Below are 21,191 nucleotides of genomic sequence, written 5' to 3' on the forward strand. Positions count from 1 at the left end.
ATACCGTGTATGTCAATAAGTAATATTGACCTCCTTTTAAAACTAAACGATTCTCTCAATACCCAGTAGCAGTAAAGCCTTACGATTACACTGATAAAGAATAACTAACTTTGATTGTGTAACTTATAGATTTTAATCAAGATAATCACTAAATTCGTAACAACACATAAAATTCTCATATGAAAATCTTCTTAGTATTATTCGCTTTGGTCTTTTGTTTTACAGCTTGCCAACCTGAAAACAGAATTTATCATGAACATCAAGTATTATCACCAGACCTTGAGTGGTTAAAAGAAGATGTTAAAGAATTCGAAGTAGCCATCAAAGACAATAGTGTTCCTTATGACATGAGTTTAACATTTAGATATGCAACAGGATATCAGTTTCAAACTGCGAATATTAAGGTTACTGAAACAAGTCCAAGTGGAAAAATATCGGTAAAAGAATATAAGCTTAAAGTGCGTGAAGAAAATGGAGATTATATTGGAGAACCAGGATATGATATATGGGACAGTCAACATTTGGTAGAAGAAGACAAACAATATGAAGAAACAGGAGTTTACACTTACAAAATGGAACAAGTTACTCCAGCCGATCCATTAAACTTCGCTATGGAAATTGGCCTAATATTGGATAAAGTTGTACAGTAAATATTAAGCGATTTCAAGGTATTCTTTTGAAACAAGTGAAATCTGGAATCATTCTTAATTTCAATATAAATGGGACTTCTGTAAAGAACTAATTAGTAAACAACCATATACCCAACATAGCCAACAACTTCTTTGATGAGACCAAACCAACCTTGAAATGTATCAACACTAGGAATTATAAACTCATCCCATGTATAAAAACGTTCTTTCCCTACGTATTGATCTGTGGAAAAAGGAGTCACTTCCAAATTATAATTCTCAAATGATGCTTTGGCGCGCTTCATGTGTCGGGCAGAAGTAATCAATAAAAATGAATCAAAGTGTGGGTATGATTGCTGCATTAATTCGGCAGTAAACTTCGCATTTTCATTGGTATTCCTCGATTCTGTTTCAACGATAATATCAATTTTAGGAATTCCCCAGGAAACCAATAATTCTTTCAATTGAATAGCTTCTTTTAATCCTTTATCAATCACATCTCCATGTTTTCCTATAATACAAATCTTATCTATTTTTTTGGATTTATATAAATCAATGGCTTGCCAAATTCGATCTCCTCCCCTACGGATACTTAAACGATCAGCATCATTATCGTATTCAAACATTCCACCCAAAACGAGGCCAACATCATGGTGTTTTATTTCCGTTTTTTTTACTGCATTAAACTCCCACATTCTTAAAGACTCCTTGTATATAAAAGTGTTTGAAAAAAATATTGCAATGATAAGACTCAATAATTTGGCATTCCGTTTTATCTTTTTATTTCGAGCAACAAAACTGACAATTAAGGCAATGATTAACCATGATAAAGGAGTGATAAAAAAATAGATTATTTTGGAGACTATGAGCATGTTACGAAAATATTATTAGGCAAAAACAGAATAAATATTATATTTGTTCCAAATCTAATTAAAATTTAAAATATGAACACAGAAGAATTATTTGGCATACCACAAGAAGAAATTTTCTCAACATTAGTGGAAATTGGAATCAACTTGATTATTGCTATTGTAATATTCATTATTGGTATGAGATTAGCTAAGTTTTTTAGTAAAATGGTTGCTAAAATTCTCGAAAAACGAGATTCTGATAAAGGACTTATCTCTTTCATGAATGGTCTCGTTGGTGGTTTAATTAAAGTCTTAACTGTTCTAACAGTATTTTCTCAATTGGGAATTGAAATGACTTCATTCATTGCTATTCTCGGTGCTGCTGGTTTGGCTATTGGTATGGCCTTCTCAGGAACATTAAGCAATTTAGCTGGTGGGGTAATGTTATTAATTTTCAAGCCTTTTACAGTTGGTGACTACGTTGAATGTCAAGGTGAATCTGGAACAGTGAAAGAAATTCAAATTTTCCATACTGTTTTGACAACTCCAGACAACAAAACGATTATAGTACCGAATGGTTCTCTATACAATGGAAACATTACAAACTATAGCATGCAACCTACACGTCGTGTTGATTTCACATTTGGATTTGGTTATGGTGAAGATTTAAAATTGGCGAAACAAACAGTTTTAGACATCGTAAATAGTCACCCAAAAGTAATGCAAGATCCAGAACCATTTGTAAAATTAGGTTCTTTAGGAGATTCTTCAGTGAACTTAACAGTACGTGTTTGGGCGAAAAAAGAGGATTACTGGGATATTCACTTCTATGTTAACGAATTGGTTTATGAAAAATTCGATCAAGAAGTAGATGGATTATCTATTCCTTATCCACAAATGGATGTCCATGTAGACGGAAATGCATAAGATTTAAATTGAGCATAGCTCATTTCAAGAATGCCGTATACTTTTGTGTACGGCATTTTTTTTAATCTTAAATTTTGAATTTTTCTGGGATTAACAAAAAAGCGTCTTAACTTATTCTTCTATCTCTTCTCCAACAGAGAAAAAAGTTCCGCTCGGTGTTATTTTCATTTGAACTACCTCCCAGGTAATGAAAAGAATCAATAGCTTGTCGATGTAAGACTTTTTTAATTGAGTACTTCTATACAACTTACTCAATGTGATGCTTCCTGCTTCTTTAATGGTGTTTAAAATCAATTGTTCGTCCTTATCGAAGGTTTGCGGCGTTGATGTCTTATTGCGCATCTTTTTCCAAACACCAATCAATATTTTACTTGCCAATAAAGTATGGTCTTCTCGACGAACATAGGTTTTCCAGTTTCCATTGTCATCTAATGCTTTGATTGGTTTATTTTCTACTTCAGCAACTGTTACTTCCAAAACCAACTTATGCTCATCTTGCATAATTTGGGTTTTCACATCTAACTCAGGTTTACAATACAATGTTGCGGCCCCTTGAATAACATGAAACTCCTCTTCTGGATTGACACCAACAACTTTTCCATTGTCTTTCACACCGATCAATAATCTTCCACCATCTGTATTGGCAAAAGCGGCTAAGGTGCGTGCAATTTTCTTGGCATCATCTACTCGAAATTTAAAATCTTGTGTTTGATGTTCCCCTTCTCTGATATAGGATTTAAGAATGTTCACGGTTTGATGTTTTAAGTCTGAATCAACAGACAGTACTTTTCAAAGATAATCAGCTATTCCAAATTTCCCAAGCCTTTAGTGCTTGATGTTTTAGCATAGACAATCCATTGAGTGTATCAGCTCCATTTTCACGGGCTTTTGCAAGTAATTTTGTTTCTGATGGATTATAAATTAAATCAACCACAAAATGATCTTCCCCTACATATTCTATGGGAATTTCAGGTTGTTCATCTATATTTGGATGTGTACCTAAAGGTGTACAATTCACTATCATCAAAAAGGAGTTTACCATGATATTATTGGCTTGATCATAACCAAAAATCATATTTTCAGGATCTGGAGTTCGAGATAAAAACCCGACAGTTATTCCAAGATTTTTGAGTGTGTAGGCTACAGCTTTTGAAGCGCCTCCTGTTCCTAAAATTAAAGCTCTTTCATGTACATTCCTTAAGAAAGGCTTGATGGATTGTCCAAACCCAAAAGCATCTGTATTGTGTCCAATTGAACGACCATCTTTAAAACGAATACAGTTTACTGCACCGATGACTTTTGCTTCTGGACTTAACTCATCAAGAAAAGGAATGACAGTTTGTTTATATGGAATGGTTACACTTACACCTGTAAATTGTTTTCCGGCAGTTTGAAACCACGTTTTTACTGAATTTTCGTCTTCCAACTCAATGTTTTCAAAAGTAGCATTCAATTTTTCTGCTTTGAATTTATCTGTAAAAAAATCCTTAGAAAACGAATGTCCAAGGGTTTTACCTAACAAACCAAATTGCTGAACTTGCTTTTCCATAATTATGCTTTCTTACTTTTATTTCCGAAGCGGTCCAAAAGGAAAACTATTAAATAACCAACCACAGCTAAAAGGATCACTGAAGTTAATTGTGCGTCACCGATGAAGTTTTCTGGTAAAACATTTACCATCATCCAATCTTCCTTTCCATCTGAATGAACAACAATAGGCTCTTCCCCAATAGGATTTTTCCAAGGCCAAATTTTCAATAAGGATCCGATTAAAAATCCTGACAATACAGCCAATACAAGGTTTTTATAGTTTTCGTAAAGGAATTTCAGTAATTTACTAAATGATAAAATACCCACTAAACATCCTAAGCAAAACAAACCAATTATTGTAAAATCTAAATTTTTCAGTCCTTCGATAATCATTCCGTAAGAACCCAATAATACCAAAATAAAGGCGCCACTAATTCCAGGAAGTATCATAGCACAGATGGCGATTGCACCACTTAAAACAACATACCAAAGGTCTCCTCCACTTGCTACAACATGCACAGTTGAAATATAACCAGCAACAGCAGTTCCTACTATGAGTCCTATGACATTCACCACATTCCATTTACTCACTGTTTTTAAAATCAATTGAGCGCTAGCAATGATCAAACCGAAAAAGAAAGCCCACAATAAAACAGGATATTCTACTAAAAAGAATGTAACTACTTTTGCTAAAGACATTACACTAACGCCTATTCCAAGGATCAATGCAACAAAGAAATTACCATTTACATGATTCCAAAAAGATGAAAATCCTTCATCTTTAAGCTTTTTTAATGCGGCAAGATTTATGTTACTGATGCTAGTAATCAGTTCCTCATAAATCCCCGTAATAAAAGCGATTGTTCCTCCAGATACACCTGGTATTACATCTGCTGCTCCCATGGCCAAACCACGTAAGCTAATTCCTCCCAATTGCGGAAGTGACCTTGATTTCTTTTCCATTAAACTTCTATTGATTGATCAACTTCTTCAGCATATGCTGTAACACCGCCGGTAATGATAGCGATATCTCTAAAATCATGGTTTGCACACAAGAAATTGGCAATAGCCTCTGCCCTTTTACCAGATCGACAGATAACATAAGTTGTTTTGGTATTATCTAACTCATTTGCACGTGAAGGAATTTCACCCATTGGAATATGTGTACAATCAAGGTGTCCAATTTCATATTCATAAGGTTCACGAACATCTAACAGAGTAAAAGACTCTTTATTCTCAATAGCATGCGCTAATTCTTGTGCAGTTATTTCTTTCATGGGTTTCATTCAAATAAAAATTCTCCGTAAAATTAGAAAAAAAACAATCAATTGCGAATAGTCAATTATATAATAACTATTACAAATTTTACTTAGATGTAAAAAATCAAATTCCACCATTCGTAATTCTACCATTCGTAATTCATAATTGATTTATATCTTTATAAAAAATTAAACAATGAGTAAAGCAATAACATCAGAAAGCAAAGACTTTTTAAAGAAATACTTAAACAATGCAGCACCAACAGGTTTTGAAGCTCCAGGACAAAAAATGTGGTTGGAATACATCAAACCTTACATTGATGATTATATGGTAGACAACTATGGAACTGTGGTTGGAATCATCAATCCTGAAGCAAAATACAAGGTTGTCATTGAAGCACACGCCGATGAAATTTCTTGGTTTGTACATTACATTACCGATGATGGTTTTATTTATGTTCGAAGAAATGGAGGTTCTGACCATATGATTGCACCATCAAAACGCGTGAATATTCACACAGATAAAGGAATAGTAAAAGCTGTTTTTGGTTGGCCAGCTATTCACACTCGTCACGAAAATGATCCAAAACCAAGTTTAAAAAACATCACTTTAGATTGTGGATGTAGTGACAAGGAGGAAGTAGAGAAATTAGGTGTACATGTAGGTTGTGTTGTCACTTTCGAGGACGACTTTATGATTTTAAACGAAAAGCGCTATGTTGGACGCGCTTTAGACAATCGTGTTGGTGGATTTATGATTGCACAAGTTGCCAGAATGTTGAAGGAAACAAACACTGAATTACCTTTTGGTTTATATATTGTAAATTCTGTTCAAGAAGAAATTGGACTGCGTGGTGCACAAATGATAGCACAAAAAATAAAGCCTGATGTGGCCATTATCACTGATGTTTGTCACGACACCAACACGCCGATGATCAATAAAAAAGAGCAAGGAGACTTAAAAGGTGGAAAAGGTCCCGTCTTAACGTATGGTCCAGCGGTTCAAAACAATTTATTGAAATTGATTATAGAAGCTGCAGAAAAAGAAGAAATTCCGTTCCAACGTTTGGCTGCATCTCGCGCCACAGGAACAGATACTGATGCTTTTGCTTATAGTAATGAAGGTGTTCCAGCTGCTTTAATCTCCTTACCCATTCGCTACATGCACACGACAGTTGAGATGACACACGAAGAAGATGTAGCCAATACCATAAAGTTGATTCTAGCTTCGATTAAGAAAATTGAAAACAATCAAGACTTCAGGTATTTTAAATAAAAAATAATCTTTTTTAATGTCGCCGAGTGATTCTTTTGAGTTACTCGGTTTTTTTGTAATTAAAATGGAATACATAGCAATCGGAAAACATCTATTGATCAAACACTACCTGAAATCCATTACTTTGAAAACCACTTTATATTGTTAACGGGCAAACAAAAGTTTGATATAATTTTATTAAGTCAATACTATTAAATTTAGATTGTAAGAAAAGTGATTCTTGGGTTATTATTCAACAGGTGAGATGAAACTTAAAAAGCAAGTAGATAAACTCAAAAGAATAGATTATTTATTGAGTCTTCTTCAGATTCTAGAGGCAAATTGAACATTCTTTTGTGGTAGCCTATCATCTCAACAAATAATTCCTTTCTACGAAGTTGTTTTTAACTTTTATTTCCTCAAAGATTGTTGTTGGTCAGTATTTTCTAAAAGTTTAAATTTTATTACTATATTGTAAACTGTTTATATTTCAATTAGATAACCCATAAATCCGGATTCTTTACCTGATTACTTGAGTTATTATTTTCTGAAGAAAACTTTTTTAAATAAAAACTACTGATGAAAGAACCTAAAATACCAAAAAACGAGTCGGAACGGCTAAAAGAGTTGGAAAGCCATCAAATAATTGGGCTTGACGAAAATCCGGATTTTGATTTTATTACTTCAATGGCGGCTGAAATTTGTGGTGTAAAAGTATCGCTGATTAGTCTTATTACTGAGGACAAACAATGGTTTCTTTCCCACTATGGTATCGATATTAAAGAAACACTAAAAAAGTATTCTTTTTGCGCACACGCCATCAACACCCCTAATAGCCCTTTTATAATAGAGGATGCTCGTAGTGATGAAAGGTTTCATGACAACCCTTTTACCGCTGGCGACCCACACATTGTTTTCTATGTTGGTATTCCTTTAGTTACAGCCAATGGCTACCCGCTCGGTTCTTTATGTGCTATCGATGACACTCCAAAAAAGCTAAACAAATTGCAGTTGGAGAAGCTTAAAAAATTAGCAAAACAGACTGTTAACCTGATTGAAAGTAGAAAAAAAAGCATAAAACTTGATAACTTAAATACTGAATTAGAGAAGAAGAATAAATTGCTTTTAGAAACACAAAAAGCAAACAATATAGGTATATGGGAGTTAGATATAGCAACAGGTAAGACTATTTGGTCTGATTTTGTATACAAAATTCATGAAGTACCTATGGACTTTGACCATAACAAAGTAAAGGCCATAGAATTTTACCATCCTGATTACAGGCCTATTATTTCAAATGCCATTACAGAATGTATTTCTAAAGACAAATCTTTTATTATAACTTGTCAAATTATTACCGCTAAAGATAGGTTAATATGGGTAAAAGTCACAGGAAGAAAAGTAGACAATAAGCTGATCGGAAGTTTTCAGGATATTTCTGACTTAAAGAAGAATGAAATACGATATAAATTTGTACTTGAAGGTACTAATGTTGGTATCTGGAAATGGAATATCCAAACAAATGAGACTGTTTTTAATGAACGATGGGCTGAAATGATTGGATACACGATCGAAGAACTCGCACCAATCAGCATTGAAACTTGGCGAAAGTTTTGTCATCCAGACGACCTCAAAGAATCAGAACGAAAACTTCAAGACTGTTTCGAAAAAAAGACAGAATTCTATGAGATTGAACTTCGCATGACACACAAAAATGGTAATTTGGTTTGGGTTTATGATAGAGGTAAGGTTATTGAATGGACAAAAGACGGTAAACCTTTAATGATGTATGGTACACATCAGGACATCACCAAACGTAAGTTAGCAGAAAAGGCCATTAAAAAATCTGAGAAGTTTTTACGTGATACGCTCAATGGACTAACAGAGCACATTGTTGTATTGAATGATCAAGGAGAAATTATACTTACCAATAAAGCCTACAAAAAGTTCGGAGAGCGTAATGGAGTCGATTCCAAGACAACAATAGAAGGTGTCAATTACATTCAAATATGTGAAGATGCAATAGGAGATTTTTCAAAAGGAGCAACTCCTTTTGCGAATGGGATTAAAGATGTTTTATCAGGTAAACGAAAGTATTTCGAGATGGAATATCCATGTCATTCACCTATTGAAAAAAGATGGTTTTTAGGTCGTGTAACACCTATTCAGATTGAAGGAAAAATGCACGCAGTAATCACCCACAAAAACATTACTACCACAAAACAGAATCATACTAAACTACTACAAACAAAAATGTTAGTTGAAGAAAGAGAAACGAAGTATAATATTTTGGTTGAAAATATGGAGACGGGTCTTTTTTTACATGACGCGAGTACACAAGTTATATTTTCTAACGCAGCTGCATCAAAAATTACAGGCTTATCAAAAGACCAACTCATTGGAAAAAAAGCAATAGATCCTGCGTGGTCCTTTAAAAGGCTTGATGGCTCAGACATACCCTTAGAAGAATATCCTGTAAATAAATGTATTAAATCGAAAAAACAAATAAAAGATTACAAATTAGGGATTAATATTCCAGGTAGTAAGAACCTTAAGTGGGTGTCTATTAACGCTGTCCCTGTTTTAGATTCGAAGGATAAAATATTATACATTTCGATTACTGCTCTCGACATTACAGAACGTTTATTCAATGAAAAAGAATTAAAAAAATCTAAGGAAAGAGCCGAAGAATCAGAGTTTAGATTGAAGCTAGCTTCAAAATCGGCATTGTTAGGGATTTGGGACTGGAACATTATTGATAACCAACTCATATGGGACGACCAAATGTATAAACTCTATGGATTGAATAAGTCTACTACAGAAGATACAATAGTTGATTTATGGTTAAATCGACTGCATTCAGATGATAAAGAAAGTGCTTTTCAAGAATTAACAGCAGCGGTAAATGGGGAAAAAGACTTCGACACCTCCTATAGGGTCATTCACCCCGATGGTAAAACAGTGTATATAAAAGCAAATGGTATAGTGTTGAAAAACGATTTAGGCCATGCAGAAAGAATCATTGGTGTAAACCGTGATATAACTGCAAAAAAGCTCAAAGAAATTGAACTAAAAAAATCAAAAGAAAAAGCTGAAAAAAGTAAACAAAATTTAATTAAAATTAATAATGAACTCAAGCGAACTCAAAAGTTACTTGAACAAACTGAAGAGGTCGCAAATATTGGGGCTTGGGAATTTGATCTTGTTTCAAACACAATCAAAATAAGTAAAACAACTTATGCTATTTTCGAATTATCTAAAGATACTGTGTTAACTCCAAGTACCGAAATACCACTTTATAGAGAAGGAATTGAAAAAGGTAAAATTTCAGATGTACTAAGGGAGCGTTTTAAGCATGTGAGCCATTTTGACGATGAAATACAACTAGTTACCTTTGAAAAAAATATTATTTGGGTGAGGATAATAGGATTATCAGAAATAAAAGACGGAAAATGTATTAGGTTTTACGGTACTTTACAAGACATTTCAGAACAAAAGAAGAATGAGCTAGACATAAAAAGGTACTCTCAAATATTTGAAGATTCATTGAATGAAGTATACCTATTTGATTCAGAAAGTTTCAAATTTATTCAAGTTAATCAAGCCAGTATAGAAAACATCGGTTTTTCAAGTGATGAATTATTGGACATGACACCATTTGATATCAACCCTGAATATTCACTTGAAAGTTTCAAGGAACTGATACAGCCACTTTACACCAAAACCAAGGGTATTATTGTATTTGAATCTGTTCATCAGCGTAAAGACAAATCACTATACAATGTTGAAGTACATCTTCAACTCATGAAACTCGATAAAAAAAATGTTTTCGTTGCCATTATTAATGACATCACCGACCGAATACAATTGAGGAAAGAAATAAAAGCCAAAGAAGTAGCAGAAGAAAGCGACCGTTTAAAATCTGCTTTTTTATCTAACATGTCTCATGAAATTCGTACACCATTGAATGCAATACTTGGTTTTTCAAGTTTACTTAAAAAGAAGAACTTATCTGAAGAGAAAAAAGACCAATATTTAGAATATATTGAATCAGGTGGTAAAAACCTACTAAACCTCATTTCAGACATTGTTGATTTATCGAAATTAGATGCGAATCAACTTAATATACTTAATGAAACTTTTAGTCTTAATAAACTCATAAATCATTTACATGAAAAATTTAAAGTAATAAATACCAAATCTTCTTGTGAAATTATTGCGCACAAAGGTTTAGATGAAGCTAAAAGCAGTATTGTTTCGGATGAAAATCGATTGTCTCAAATACTCTCTAACCTACTTGAAAATGCAATAAAATTTACCGAAGAAGGCAAGATAGAATTTGGGTATGTTCTGAAAGGAGAAGTACTTGAGTTTTATGTTAAAGATGATGGTATTGGAATTAGTGAAGAAGACCAAGCGTTTATTTTTGAAAGGTTTAGGCAAGTTGAAGACGATTATACAAAATCTAAACCTGGAACGGGTCTAGGATTAGCAATATCGAAAAATTTAACAGAATTACTAGGAGGAAAAATTTGGATAGAATCAGAGCTCAACAAAGGAGCTACCTTCCGATTTACTATTCCATATAATCAAGCCAAAGAAATAATAGATTCAAATAATAGCACTGAAATTAATTCAGTTTTAAGCACTGATAAAACAATTCTAATTGCCGAAGATCAAGCTATTAATTTCTTGTTTATCAAAGCATTATTGGAGGAACACGATTATAAAATTATTCGTGCAAAAAATGGATTAGAAGCGATTGATATATTTCTAAATAACAATACAATTGACTTAATTATTATGGATATTGGAATGCCTAAAATGGATGGTTTGGAAGCTACAGAAAAAATTAGAGAAACAAATCAAGACATTCCAATCATTGCAGTAACAGGTTATGCAATGGAAGAGGAAAAAAAGAAAATACGGGAAGCGGGATGTGATTATTATTTATCAAAACCAATCGCAGAAAATAAACTTTTAGAAATTTTAAAAAAACACTTGTAATAGACTAATTAAAACCAAGGGTGAATTTAAACGATCTAAAATTTTATTTGTTAAAAAAATATGCAATCGGCTTGACCGAAGATTGGGAAAACAATCGTTTCAGTTTTCTAATTTTATTAAATTTCGATTAACATTCCAAAAAGAGACGAAGTATACTTTTTACAATAAATCGAAACTATAAACAAAGTGTATTTAGCTTGAAATCCAAAACTTTGAAAACAACTTTAATTTCCCAGGCCGAAGAACCACGATTTACAAAGCTGGAAGAATGCTAAATCATACCCTTACTAACAACCCGAAAGTAAACTGTGAATTCGCGATTTATTGGAAAGACATTACGGTAAGGCAAGAATGCCAAGTTTTAGAAAAAAAAGCTCTAAATAAGCACGTTTTAAATAAAAACATTCGGGACATAAGTTAACTACATATTGATGAGATTCATGAAGAAGTCTTCGGGTATTCAACACAAATTGATCCATTAAAGTATACAGGTAAAGTGGTCAAAAAAAATGACCTCAACGCAAAACACGATGGCGAAATACTTCAAGAGCCTATTGACTCAATAGAACAAGGTTATATTTATCAAATTCTTATCGATAACTCACACGAAGAAGATTTAGTTATGGATATTCGTGTTCCAGTGGTTGGTGAAGTTTTGGATTTTGTCTATCTTAAATATAGAAATATATCTGAACGTTTTAAAAATACAACCGTTGACACGAAAATTAAAAAGACATCTGAAATTTTCACAGACGGAGAAATAAAATTATTGAATGCCTATTGTAAGCAACTAAAATTGGAATACGGAGAACTTGACGTGTTGAGAGATAAACACAACAACAAAATATATATCGTAGATGTGAACAATACACCTTATGGTCCTCCCGCAAATACGTCAAAACAAAATTCAATATTTGCTATTCGTGAAATTTCAAAATGCTTAAAAAAGTATTCTCCTACTAATCAAGCAAAGCAGAAATAAATGCGCAAATAGAAACTTAAAAATTTACATTATGACAACAATAAATACCTATTTGACATTTGATGGAAATTGTGAAGAAGCTTTTAACTTTTATAAATCAGTATTTGGTGGAGACTTCGCACATATTCAAAAGTTTAAAGACATGCCAGAAAACCCAAAATTTCCAGTTGCAGCGTCTGATAAAGAAAAAATAATGCATGTTTCATATCCAATTAGCCCAAATTCAATTCTGTTGGGCAGTGACACTGGTGGAGAATGGGCTGCAAATTTCAAACAAGGGAATAATTTCTCTATTTCAATTAATGCCGACAGTAAAGAAGAAGCTGATAAAATATTTGACGCCCTCTCAAAAAATGGAGAAATAATTATGCCTATGACTAAAACGTTTTGGGATTCTTACTTTGGAAATTTCACGGATCAATTTGGAGTTCAATGGATGGTAAGTTTTGATGAACCTAAACATTAAATGATTTAAATTTTTGACGACTTTTTGAGGCAAGGAATTATGAAATAAGTCATGCCACTGAATTGAATTTATAGTTTCGAACAACTTGGACTTCACCTTTTTAAATTTTCTAAGAACTAGAAAGAATATCCATATTTATTTCAAGAAATAAACCCTTTTCAATTGTCACTTATTTATCTGTTAGTCTTATATTTGTAAGGAAGTTTAGAGGTCTGAATAGACACGTAATTTAAGTCACAATTACACTCCGTAAATTGACAAAGTATTGCGCAATAAAATATCAAAAAAGTAGGAAACAATTCCCTTATTTATTATTGATCCTTTTTGGGTTTATTTCTTGTGAAAAAGAAACTCAGCTTGATTTCTTTATAGAAAATCAATCTTTAAGTACAATAAATATTGAAGGGACTAATATTATTTCCTCAACGGATATTGATCAAACAATAAATCAAAAAGTACAAAAGAATGTTGCCACTTGGAGTAAACGCGGAAAACAGACAGATTATTTCGAACCAACTGCTATATTCGGTAATAACTTGATAATTACAAATGCAACGGGAGATACTTTGATTAAAGATTACAAACTACTATCCAATTGGAATGCTAGCGTTGATGATCAAAGAACAATAGCTAGTCACGAATATGTTTTAGTAATTAGTGATACAGACTTTTAAACAAAAAATAGAAATGAACAGAACAATACGTATCAATCGCAATTTCATCAATTTTGGTGTTCCATTTTCTCTTTTGGTATCCCTAATCTTTTTAATGAAATCTTCATTTTTTAAATGGAAATAACATCTTAAACCTTGCCGTAACAATTGACTTGCTAATTGTGGTTCCTCTTGTTTACTTATTGCTCATACGAAAATCTAAAATCCCCAACACTACAGCTATTCCGGTTATGATAATTGGACTCGTAATCGGTTCATATTTTCTACCTCAAGAAAGTCAATCCTATTTGTCAATATTCAAAACATGGGCATTACCCGTAATTGAAATATCAATTTTAACTTTTGTTATTTTTAAAGTGCGAAGAGCCCTAAAAGTTCACAAAAGTCTAAAGAATTCTACACCAGACTTCTTTAGCGCGCTAAAAAACACTTGCGCTGAAATTCTTCCAAAAAAACTTGTCATGCCTTTTGCTACAGAAGTTGCTGTTTTCTATTATGGATTATTCAATTGGAAGACAAAAAAGATAAAGGACAACGAATTTACTTATCACAAAGAAAGTGGAGCCCCTGCGTTATTTGGTGTATTTATTATGATAATTGTTATTGAAACAATTGCACTTCATTTCTTACTTGCCCAATGGAGTTTAGTTGCTGCCTGGATTTTAACAACATTAAGTGTCTACACTGCCCTTCAGGTTTTTGGGTTTGCAAAATCACTTTCTAAAAGGCCTATTTCCATTAATTAAAAACAGTTTAACATTAAAATATGGAATTTTAAATGAAGTGGAAATTCCATTTTCGGATATCCAAAAAATTGAACTATCAAGTAAGTCTTTAGAAAAGAAAAAATTCACCAAAACACTTTCTCCACTTGGAAATCTTGAAAGCCACAATGTTATAATTCACTTAAAAAGGGAAAACGAATTAATTGGTTTATATGGAATTAAAAAAAGATTTAACCTTCTTGGACTGCACATCGATAAACCAAAAGATTTTAATGAAAACATGGAAAACGCATTAAAATTAAGCTCTCAAATAGACCAGTTCAACTAAAAAAAGTACTTTTTTTTCTCACTTAAAACCTTTATAAAGACAGATAACTCATTGTTTATTACATTACTTGAACCCTTAAGATTAATTTATTACTTTCGAATAGAAAGTTGACTTAGAGGAGTCTAAAACGCACCTTCACACCATAACTGATCTGAGGATTGAATGATTTTTTAGCATCATTAAAGTTAGGTTGAACGCTTAAAAAAGGGAATCTAAGGCTTAGCAAATCTTATTATATTTAATTAAAAAAACACTGATGAAACAATGGATATGCTTCCTAATAATTTTAGGTATTTACAACATACTTTATGCACAGGAGTTTAGTACAGAGTTTACTAATAATACTACACTTCATAAAAATAACTATTCCGTATTGAGCAATACAAATAAACATTGGCTTATATTAACTGAAGTGGATACTTCCAATAATTTCAGAAAATCTGTTTCCGCTCTTTCAATAAATTCTGATGGCAATATTCAATTTGCAAATTCTTATGAGACGAATGACGTTAGTATTTCTTTAAACAGTCAACAGGCATTGGCCTTGCCTAACGGTGATGTTATAGTAGCTGGAACTTATAAAACCAACACTTCGCCCCTCTCATTCCCTTATTTCATGTCTCTAGATTCTATTGGAAATATCAATTGGGTTAAGCAAATGAACATCTCAAATGCATCTGGAAATTTCTTTTTAAAGCAGTTATCTGACAGTAGTATATTAGTTAACGCTAGATATAATGATGGGGGCATACATCAGCTACTTTTTAAAGTCGATTTACTTGGCAATTTCACCGATATTCATGAGCACAACCTTATTACGTCAAATGTGAAAGATGTTTTAGTGAACACCAATTCTTTTGATTTACTTTTATTAGATGGAAACCTCATCAACATTGATAATGATTTACAAAGTATAAATTGGCAAAGAAAATACGATCACATGATTGGTATAACTATTAATAAAGCGGCCAATGGTGATTATTTGTTAGCAACGGCGCAAGTGGCATTTCCTGGACACATGACCGTATCAAGGATAGATGCATCAGGCGCAATTATTTGGACAAAATACATTGAAACTTTTGAAATGGTAAACGCTCACGAATTTGATATTGTAGGATTTCATTTTATTTCCGAAAATTCTGATGGTGACATAATTATTTGTGCCAATAGTGAAGGTGGCAGTAATGGTTCATTATTTGTCAGGTTAGATGAAAATGGTAACTACATTTCAAACCATAAAAGTACATCTTTTCGCAATAAAATGACACACCCTACAAACGATAGTTATAGTTACGGTGGTTTTCTAAATCCTGGAACTTTTAATACACAAAATTTTGTTTTTAACAAACTGTTTCTCACAAGTAGATTAGATTGTGATGTTACTTATAATCACACAATTGAAGATGGGATACAATCTATTTCAACACCAGATGCGTTTCAACTAAATCCTGTTACGGGAATTTCCTTTTCTGATGTATCTGTCCTTAAAAACGCGTTAACTTTTAATCAACAAAATTATTGTAATAACGTATTATCAAATACAATTAATAGTGTTGACAATCCTACGATAAGTGTATTTCCTAATCCAGTGAGTTCTACATTAACAATAGAATCGAAATCACCAATTGTAAAAATTTCGGTGTATGATTTGAGCGGAAAATTACTTTTTGAAAAATATAAAACCAAGCAAATCGATCTAAGTCAATTGGAAGGTGGTGTTTACTTTTTAAATATACATAGCTCAAAGGGTCAAGTATTAAAAAAGGTTGTAAAAAAATAAAGTAATTTTTCATTGAGAAAACCTTATAAATATCATAACCGTCTTATAGTTAATCCGTATTATTAACTTCGTTGAGCTCGCAAGCTCGGTTCATGAGATTATTTTTGATTTTAGATGAGATTCGTGATTTGATGATAATAGCATTCTATATCAGTAAATTACAATTGAAATATAAAATCAAAAGAATCCAAGAATTAAATAATTGATACCCAACCCGATAATTATCGGATTTGGGGTAGTCATTTACACTTCAAAATCAGTGTAGATAACTGACAAACAGTATTTTTTATATTTAAGTAAAGTAATGTGTTGAATAATCCGGGTTAAACATACTAACTGAAAAGGACAGGAAAAATAATTCACTATTTAAAAAAAATTTATGAAACATTTAAAAACTATTTTAATTTTCTTTGCCACATTCATCGCTAGTGAAAGCTTTAGTCAATTCGCACCGAGAAACATTGTAGATGCTAATATAGGAGGAGTTTCGGAGATAATTACACCTGACCTCAACAATGATAATTTGCCAGATATTGTTGTTTCTCAAAAGTATAATCCTTTCAACAAGGTGAGCTATTATATAAATCAAGGAGCAGGTATATTTGGAAATCAACAGGTGATTGACTCAAACATTTATTACCCTACTGATTTGGCTTCTGCTGATTTTGATGGCAATGGATGGAAGGATATTGTCTCATTCACAACTGAGGCAAGCGGAGATCTATTTATTTATCTAAATAATACAGCTACGATTTCTTCAAGAATAATTATAGATTCAAATCTTAATTATAATGTCAAAGTAAAATCTGAAGATATTGACATCGATGGTGATCAAGACATCATTTTGATAACAGATTTGGAGTTAATCGTTTATTATAACGATGGAACCGGAAGTTTTACAAAAAACATAATTCCAAGTGGAATTTTAACCGAATACTATGAACTCTCAATTGCTGATATTGATAATGATGGATTCAAAGATATTGTCATAGGAGGTATAAAAACGATAATCTACAAAAACATGAATGGCGTGATTAGCTATGATTCTTTACGTACAGCCAATATTCCCGACAACAACACCTTGGTATTTTTAACGCATTTAAACGATTTTGATGGAGATGGCGACCTCGATCTTTTAACAGATAAGTCCGCAGCAAATAACATTCGTTGGTATTCCAATGACGGTAATGGTAATTTTTCATCTCCTTTAACAATTGATTCTAACGCTATGCAATGTAATTCAATTACCTCTGCAGATTTTGACAATGATGGAGATTTTGATCTTTATACTACTATGCCACAATTAGGTACTGTTGTTTGGTATAAGAATGACGGTGCTGGAAACTTTGGTTCATCAATACTTATACACCAAGGAGTTGTCGTGTCTACAGTAGAAGTTGCCACTGACGATTTAAATAATGATGGATTACCTGATATAATTTGGTCTAACGAATTATCGATTCATTTAAACAACTCCAGTAATTTAAGTACTAAAGACTTCACTTCTAAGAAAAAGGTGAAAGTTTATCCTAATCCCACTTCCAAAACGTTAAATATCATAAGTTCAGAAGATGAAAGTTCCTTAACTCTAATGAATAATATAGGTCAAGTAGTAATGTCTGACTACTCTTTATCAACTGGCCACAACGTCCTAAGTCTAGACTTAAAACCAGGTATCTATTTTTTAATTATCGCAAAAGATGGACTTTTAGAACGTCAGAAAATTTTAATAGAATAATTTGCATATCTTTATGTGTCAATTCTTACATTGCATTGCTATAGGATGCTTCAAAAGAATTAGTATCAGCATTTTAAATCTAGCAACAAATATGATTTTTTAATGAAAATCAGCATTAAAAACAAGCCCTTTCAACTCAGTATTAAAAGTCCAATGAGCCCAAAAGATAATCCCAATATTATTAATTGAAGTTTTACAATTGGCAAAAAAGTGGATTTTTTAATTTGCAGAAAGTTTAAGAAATAACTTTTTAGGATAAATTAAGAAAGCATCATTTAACAGCCCAATTACATCGGATTAAAACTAACGATAACATTTGTACCATTGCTAGAATCGATTTGAATAGAGCCTTCAAGTTGTTCCACAAGGTCATTCACAATTTCAAGTCCGATTCCCTTCGTGTTTTTTTTTAGGATCAAAACCAGCTCCGTTATCTGAAAAACTAATAATGAATTCTTCCGTTTCATTTTCCATTTCAATCTTCAGTTGTGGTGTTGAATTTGATGGGCCAAAAGCATATTTATAAGTATTGGTCAATACTTCATTTGCTATCAAACCATAAGGATGCAATTGTTTTTTATTAATGCACTATAGCTTCTAATTATGAAAGCACTACACATTTTAACTCAACGACTATTTCATTCTTTTATTTACATTACGACTCGTAAATAATTGATTTTTCTCATCTGAAACAATCCCTAAAAAACGCTCATAATGTTTGAGTACATCTGAAATCAACTCATTCTCTGTAAACAACTGAACATCGTACCCTTCACGCTCATCACCAAAATAAGACTTGGGAAAGAACACACGGTTGTTTTCTACAACATTTGAATTTTGTTCATTCATCAAACTATCAGACACTAATTTAGACTCGTTTCTTACTCCATATATAAAGTTATTGAGTAAATCATACTCCACTTCTATTTCCATTTTATTGGGGTCTTTAAAAGAATTAAGTTTGGCATTTACACCATTCTCTAAGAACTCTTTGTGCAAGCTTTCAAATGCTGGTTTTACTGTCTTTTCAATATATTCATTTGTTGTTTTTTTATCGCTAAATGAAATAATTTGTTCAAGTCTTGACTTCCACGATTGACCTGACCATGGAACTGTAGAAACAGAATAGTCTCGTTCGTAATAATTTTGATCAATGATTAAGGCTTTCACAAAACTTATCATGAATAAAAGCATTATTACCGCAAATGGCAAGGCTGTTATTAATGTCATGGATTGTAAGGCTTCGAGTCCACCAGCACGCAATAACATGAGCGCAAGAGATGCAAGCAAAACTCCCCAACTTACAATTTGCCACTTCGGTGATGTAGGTGCGTTCCTTGATGCAATTCCATTCATTACAAATATTCCTGAATCCGCTGAAGTCACAAAGAAAATAATGATAATAGCCAATGTCAAAAAACTAGTGATTTCAGATAATGGCAAATATTCTAAAAAGCTAAACATCAATGCATCAGGATTATCTGCGAGTAAACTCAATGCACCATCTGCTATATTCTGATCAAACCATACTGCACTATTCCCGAAAACTGACATCCAGATGAAATTAAACAAGGTAGGAATAATCAAAACTGCGGATACAAACTCTCTAATCGTTCGTCCTTTAGAAATTCTAGCGATAAAAATCCCAACATAAGGAGACCATGAAATCCACCATGCCCAATATAGAATTGTCCAATCAAAGAACCAGGGTTGCTTTGCTTCTTCATTGGCATAGGTCGAAAATGTTAAGTCGAAAAAACGAGAGACATAGCTACCTAAGCCTTCCGTAAAAGTTCCAATTAAATAAACAGTGGGACCTAAAAAAAGTACAAATAATAAAAGTACTACTACACTCACAATATTGATCCTGCTCAAGACCTTTACTCCTTTATCAACTCCACTAACTGCAGAGAATACTGAAATGGATACCAAAACAATAACGATTAAAGCTTGATAAGCGAAGCTCGTATCTGGAACAATATTAAACTTTTCTAATCCAGAATTTAATTGTAATACTCCAAACCCAAGCGTTGTAGTAATTCCGAAGAAAGTACTACACAAGGCGAATATATCAATTATATTTCCCCACTTTCCTTTAATTCTGTCTTTTAAAATCGGGTAAAAACAACTACGTAAGGACAGCGGTAATCGGTAACGATAAGCAAAGTAAGAAAGAGAAAGCCCGACAACTCCGTAAATAGCCCAAGCATGCACTCCCCAATGGAAAAAAGTAAATAACTGAGCATCATTTGCCCTTTGAAGCGTTGAGTTTTCAGAAAATGCAGTGTGGGTATAATGCTGCATGGGTTCAGCCACGCTAAAATACATCAATCCAATTCCCATCCCTGCTGCAAAAAGCATTGAAATCCAGGAGAAAAAAGAATATTCGGGTCTACTATTATTCTTTCCCAACCGAATGTTTCCGTACTTCGTAAAAAGTAAAAAAATTAAAAACAGTACAAATGCTGTTACTGACCATACAAATACGAAGTAGAGGTTGGTGAAAATGTAATTCTTTACAAAGTCGAGAATTGAATTGGTAGCATCTGGAAAAATGGCAGATAAAATACAAACTCCAATAATAAATATCATACTGGGAATAAAAATCCCCTTACTTAATGTAGAACTCAATTTCTTTTTATTGCTCATGTTTATTGTATTTTATATGTACAAATGTATGATCGATCGATTTGCTTATTTCTATTTAACCGTTGTTCAATGCTCAAAGGTAACAAGATAAATTTTCTGAATTGAAAAGCCTACAAAACAGATATTATAAATTATAACACTTTAATCCTTTATGTAAATCTAAAATACAATCCGTTTTTATAATTTGTTTCAACTCAATTAACAACATTAAAAAATCCCCTTTTATGGTGATTGACTTCAAATACTTATACCAATAAATTTGAAAAATAATTAAAACTACAATTATGAAATTATTTGCTTATTTAACAGGATCAATATTTCCAAGTTTAACGCTATTAGGTGTACTATTTAAGTATATGCAATGGCCTGGTGCATAAATTGGATTTATTTT

At 32.5% G+C, this 21,191-nt stretch carries 18 protein-coding genes; 11 read left to right on the plus strand and 7 right to left on the minus strand.

Annotated features, from left to right (window positions below; translation table 11 throughout):
- Positions 1 to 179: 179 nt before the first annotated feature.
- On the plus strand, positions 180 to 650 hold the full coding sequence (locus DXU93_RS05525) for a gliding motility lipoprotein GldH family protein (RefSeq protein WP_116880261.1): 471 nt from the start codon (positions 180 to 182) through the stop codon (positions 648 to 650).
- Positions 651 to 742: 92 nt separating this feature from the next.
- Here DXU93_RS05525 and DXU93_RS05530 read toward each other — a convergent pair whose 3' ends face one another.
- On the minus strand, positions 743 to 1,324 hold the full coding sequence (locus DXU93_RS05530; protein WP_165851337.1) for a YdcF family protein: 582 nt from the start codon (positions 1,322 to 1,324) through the stop codon (positions 743 to 745).
- 249 nt (positions 1,325 to 1,573) lie between these two features.
- Here DXU93_RS05530 and DXU93_RS05535 point away from each other — a divergent pair, with 249 nt between their 5' ends.
- The gene (locus tag DXU93_RS05535; protein WP_116880263.1) at positions 1,574 to 2,407 is read left to right on the plus strand and encodes a mechanosensitive ion channel family protein; all 834 of its coding nucleotides are present in this window, start codon (positions 1,574 to 1,576) and stop codon (positions 2,405 to 2,407) included.
- A gap of 111 nt (positions 2,408 to 2,518) precedes the next feature.
- On the opposite strand, the gene DXU93_RS05540 is transcribed toward DXU93_RS05535, so the two are convergent.
- The 4 genes from DXU93_RS05540 to DXU93_RS05555 are packed head-to-tail and all read right to left on the minus strand — an operon-like array spanning position 2,519 to position 5,214.
- A complete protein-coding gene (locus DXU93_RS05540; RefSeq protein WP_165851338.1) occupies positions 2,519 to 3,157 on the minus strand; it encodes an AlbA family DNA-binding domain-containing protein in 639 nt (212 codons plus the stop codon).
- Between the two features lie 49 nt (positions 3,158 to 3,206).
- Positions 3,207 to 3,956 (minus strand): shikimate dehydrogenase family protein, encoded by a 750-nt coding sequence (locus DXU93_RS05545; protein WP_116880265.1) that lies wholly within the window; start codon positions 3,954 to 3,956, stop codon positions 3,207 to 3,209.
- 2 nt (positions 3,957 to 3,958) lie between these two features.
- Positions 3,959 to 4,900: a DUF368 domain-containing protein gene (locus DXU93_RS05550; protein ID WP_240623425.1), complete on the minus strand. Its 942-nt coding sequence runs from the start codon at positions 4,898 to 4,900 to the stop codon at positions 3,959 to 3,961.
- Entirely contained in the window at positions 4,900 to 5,214 is a 315-nt protein-coding gene (locus DXU93_RS05555) for a rhodanese-like domain-containing protein (protein ID WP_165851339.1), read from the minus strand. The genes DXU93_RS05550 and DXU93_RS05555 overlap by 1 nt, the downstream gene beginning before the upstream one ends.
- Before the next feature lie 178 nt (positions 5,215 to 5,392).
- On the opposite strand from DXU93_RS05555, the gene DXU93_RS05560 reads away from it, so the two are divergent.
- The 9 genes from DXU93_RS05560 (at position 5,393) to DXU93_RS05595 (ending at position 18,151) form a co-directional block, all read left to right on the plus strand.
- The gene (locus DXU93_RS05560) at positions 5,393 to 6,472 is read left to right on the plus strand and encodes a M42 family metallopeptidase (RefSeq protein WP_116880267.1); all 1,080 of its coding nucleotides are present in this window, start codon (positions 5,393 to 5,395) and stop codon (positions 6,470 to 6,472) included.
- 558 nt (positions 6,473 to 7,030) lie between these two features.
- A complete protein-coding gene (locus DXU93_RS05565; RefSeq protein ID WP_116880268.1) occupies positions 7,031 to 11,458 on the plus strand; it encodes a PAS domain S-box protein in 4,428 nt (1,475 codons plus the stop codon).
- 496 nt (positions 11,459 to 11,954) lie between these two features.
- Entirely contained in the window at positions 11,955 to 12,440 is a 486-nt protein-coding gene (locus DXU93_RS05570; protein ID WP_116880269.1) for a hypothetical protein, read from the plus strand.
- A gap of 31 nt (positions 12,441 to 12,471) precedes the next feature.
- Positions 12,472 to 12,906: a VOC family protein gene (locus tag DXU93_RS05575; RefSeq protein WP_116880270.1), complete on the plus strand. Its 435-nt coding sequence runs from the start codon at positions 12,472 to 12,474 to the stop codon at positions 12,904 to 12,906.
- Between the two features lie 254 nt (positions 12,907 to 13,160).
- Positions 13,161 to 13,580, plus strand: a complete 420-nt coding sequence (locus tag DXU93_RS05580; protein WP_123776055.1) for a hypothetical protein — start codon at positions 13,161 to 13,163, stop codon at positions 13,578 to 13,580.
- Positions 13,581 to 13,810: 230 nt separating this feature from the next.
- Positions 13,811 to 14,326, plus strand: coding sequence for a hypothetical protein (locus DXU93_RS15165; RefSeq protein WP_240623426.1), 516 nt, complete (start codon positions 13,811 to 13,813; stop codon positions 14,324 to 14,326).
- Positions 14,327 to 14,363: 37 nt separating this feature from the next.
- Entirely contained in the window at positions 14,364 to 14,633 is a 270-nt protein-coding gene (locus DXU93_RS15170; RefSeq protein ID WP_240623427.1) for a hypothetical protein, read from the plus strand.
- 256 nt (positions 14,634 to 14,889) lie between these two features.
- The gene (locus DXU93_RS05590) at positions 14,890 to 16,413 is read left to right on the plus strand and encodes a T9SS type A sorting domain-containing protein (protein ID WP_116880272.1); all 1,524 of its coding nucleotides are present in this window, start codon (positions 14,890 to 14,892) and stop codon (positions 16,411 to 16,413) included.
- A gap of 379 nt (positions 16,414 to 16,792) precedes the next feature.
- The gene (locus tag DXU93_RS05595) at positions 16,793 to 18,151 is read left to right on the plus strand and encodes a T9SS type A sorting domain-containing protein (protein ID WP_116880273.1); all 1,359 of its coding nucleotides are present in this window, start codon (positions 16,793 to 16,795) and stop codon (positions 18,149 to 18,151) included.
- A gap of 381 nt (positions 18,152 to 18,532) precedes the next feature.
- Here the strand turns inward: DXU93_RS05595 and DXU93_RS05600 are convergent, their stop codons facing one another.
- The gene (locus DXU93_RS05600; RefSeq protein WP_165851340.1) at positions 18,533 to 18,706 is read right to left on the minus strand and encodes a sensor histidine kinase; all 174 of its coding nucleotides are present in this window, start codon (positions 18,704 to 18,706) and stop codon (positions 18,533 to 18,535) included.
- A 78-nt stretch (positions 18,707 to 18,784) separates the two neighbouring features.
- On the minus strand, positions 18,785 to 20,800 hold the full coding sequence (locus DXU93_RS05605) for a BCCT family transporter (protein ID WP_116880275.1): 2,016 nt from the start codon (positions 20,798 to 20,800) through the stop codon (positions 18,785 to 18,787).
- Positions 20,801 to 21,191 lie beyond the last annotated feature (391 nt).

The sequence above is a fragment of the Brumimicrobium aurantiacum genome (genome assembly GCF_003402975.1).
Taxonomy (GTDB): Bacteria; Bacteroidota; Bacteroidia; order Flavobacteriales_D; family Crocinitomicaceae; genus Brumimicrobium; species Brumimicrobium aurantiacum.

Coding starts and splice junctions, on each gene's coding strand:
- DXU93_RS15165 (WP_240623426.1), top strand. CDS start 13,811: ATGATAATTGGACTCGTAATCGGTTCATATTTTCTACCTCAAGAAAGT.
- DXU93_RS05550 (WP_240623425.1), bottom strand. CDS start 4,900: ATGGAAAAGAAATCAAGGTCACTTCCGCAATTGGGAGGAATTAGCTTA.
- DXU93_RS05565 (WP_116880268.1), top strand. CDS start 7,031: ATGAAAGAACCTAAAATACCAAAAAACGAGTCGGAACGGCTAAAAGAG.
- DXU93_RS05530 (WP_165851337.1), bottom strand. CDS start 1,324: ATGTGGGAGTTTAATGCAGTAAAAAAAACGGAAATAAAACACCATGAT.
- DXU93_RS05605 (WP_116880275.1), bottom strand. CDS start 20,800: ATGAGCAATAAAAAGAAATTGAGTTCTACATTAAGTAAGGGGATTTTT.
- DXU93_RS05590 (WP_116880272.1), top strand. CDS start 14,890: ATGAAACAATGGATATGCTTCCTAATAATTTTAGGTATTTACAACATA.
- DXU93_RS05555 (WP_165851339.1), bottom strand. CDS start 5,214: ATGAAAGAAATAACTGCACAAGAATTAGCGCATGCTATTGAGAATAAA.
- DXU93_RS05575 (WP_116880270.1), top strand. CDS start 12,472: ATGACAACAATAAATACCTATTTGACATTTGATGGAAATTGTGAAGAA.
- DXU93_RS05525 (WP_116880261.1), top strand. CDS start 180: ATGAAAATCTTCTTAGTATTATTCGCTTTGGTCTTTTGTTTTACAGCT.
- DXU93_RS05545 (WP_116880265.1), bottom strand. CDS start 3,956: ATGGAAAAGCAAGTTCAGCAATTTGGTTTGTTAGGTAAAACCCTTGGA.
- DXU93_RS05595 (WP_116880273.1), top strand. CDS start 16,793: ATGAAACATTTAAAAACTATTTTAATTTTCTTTGCCACATTCATCGCT.
- DXU93_RS05535 (WP_116880263.1), top strand. CDS start 1,574: ATGAACACAGAAGAATTATTTGGCATACCACAAGAAGAAATTTTCTCA.
- DXU93_RS05560 (WP_116880267.1), top strand. CDS start 5,393: ATGAGTAAAGCAATAACATCAGAAAGCAAAGACTTTTTAAAGAAATAC.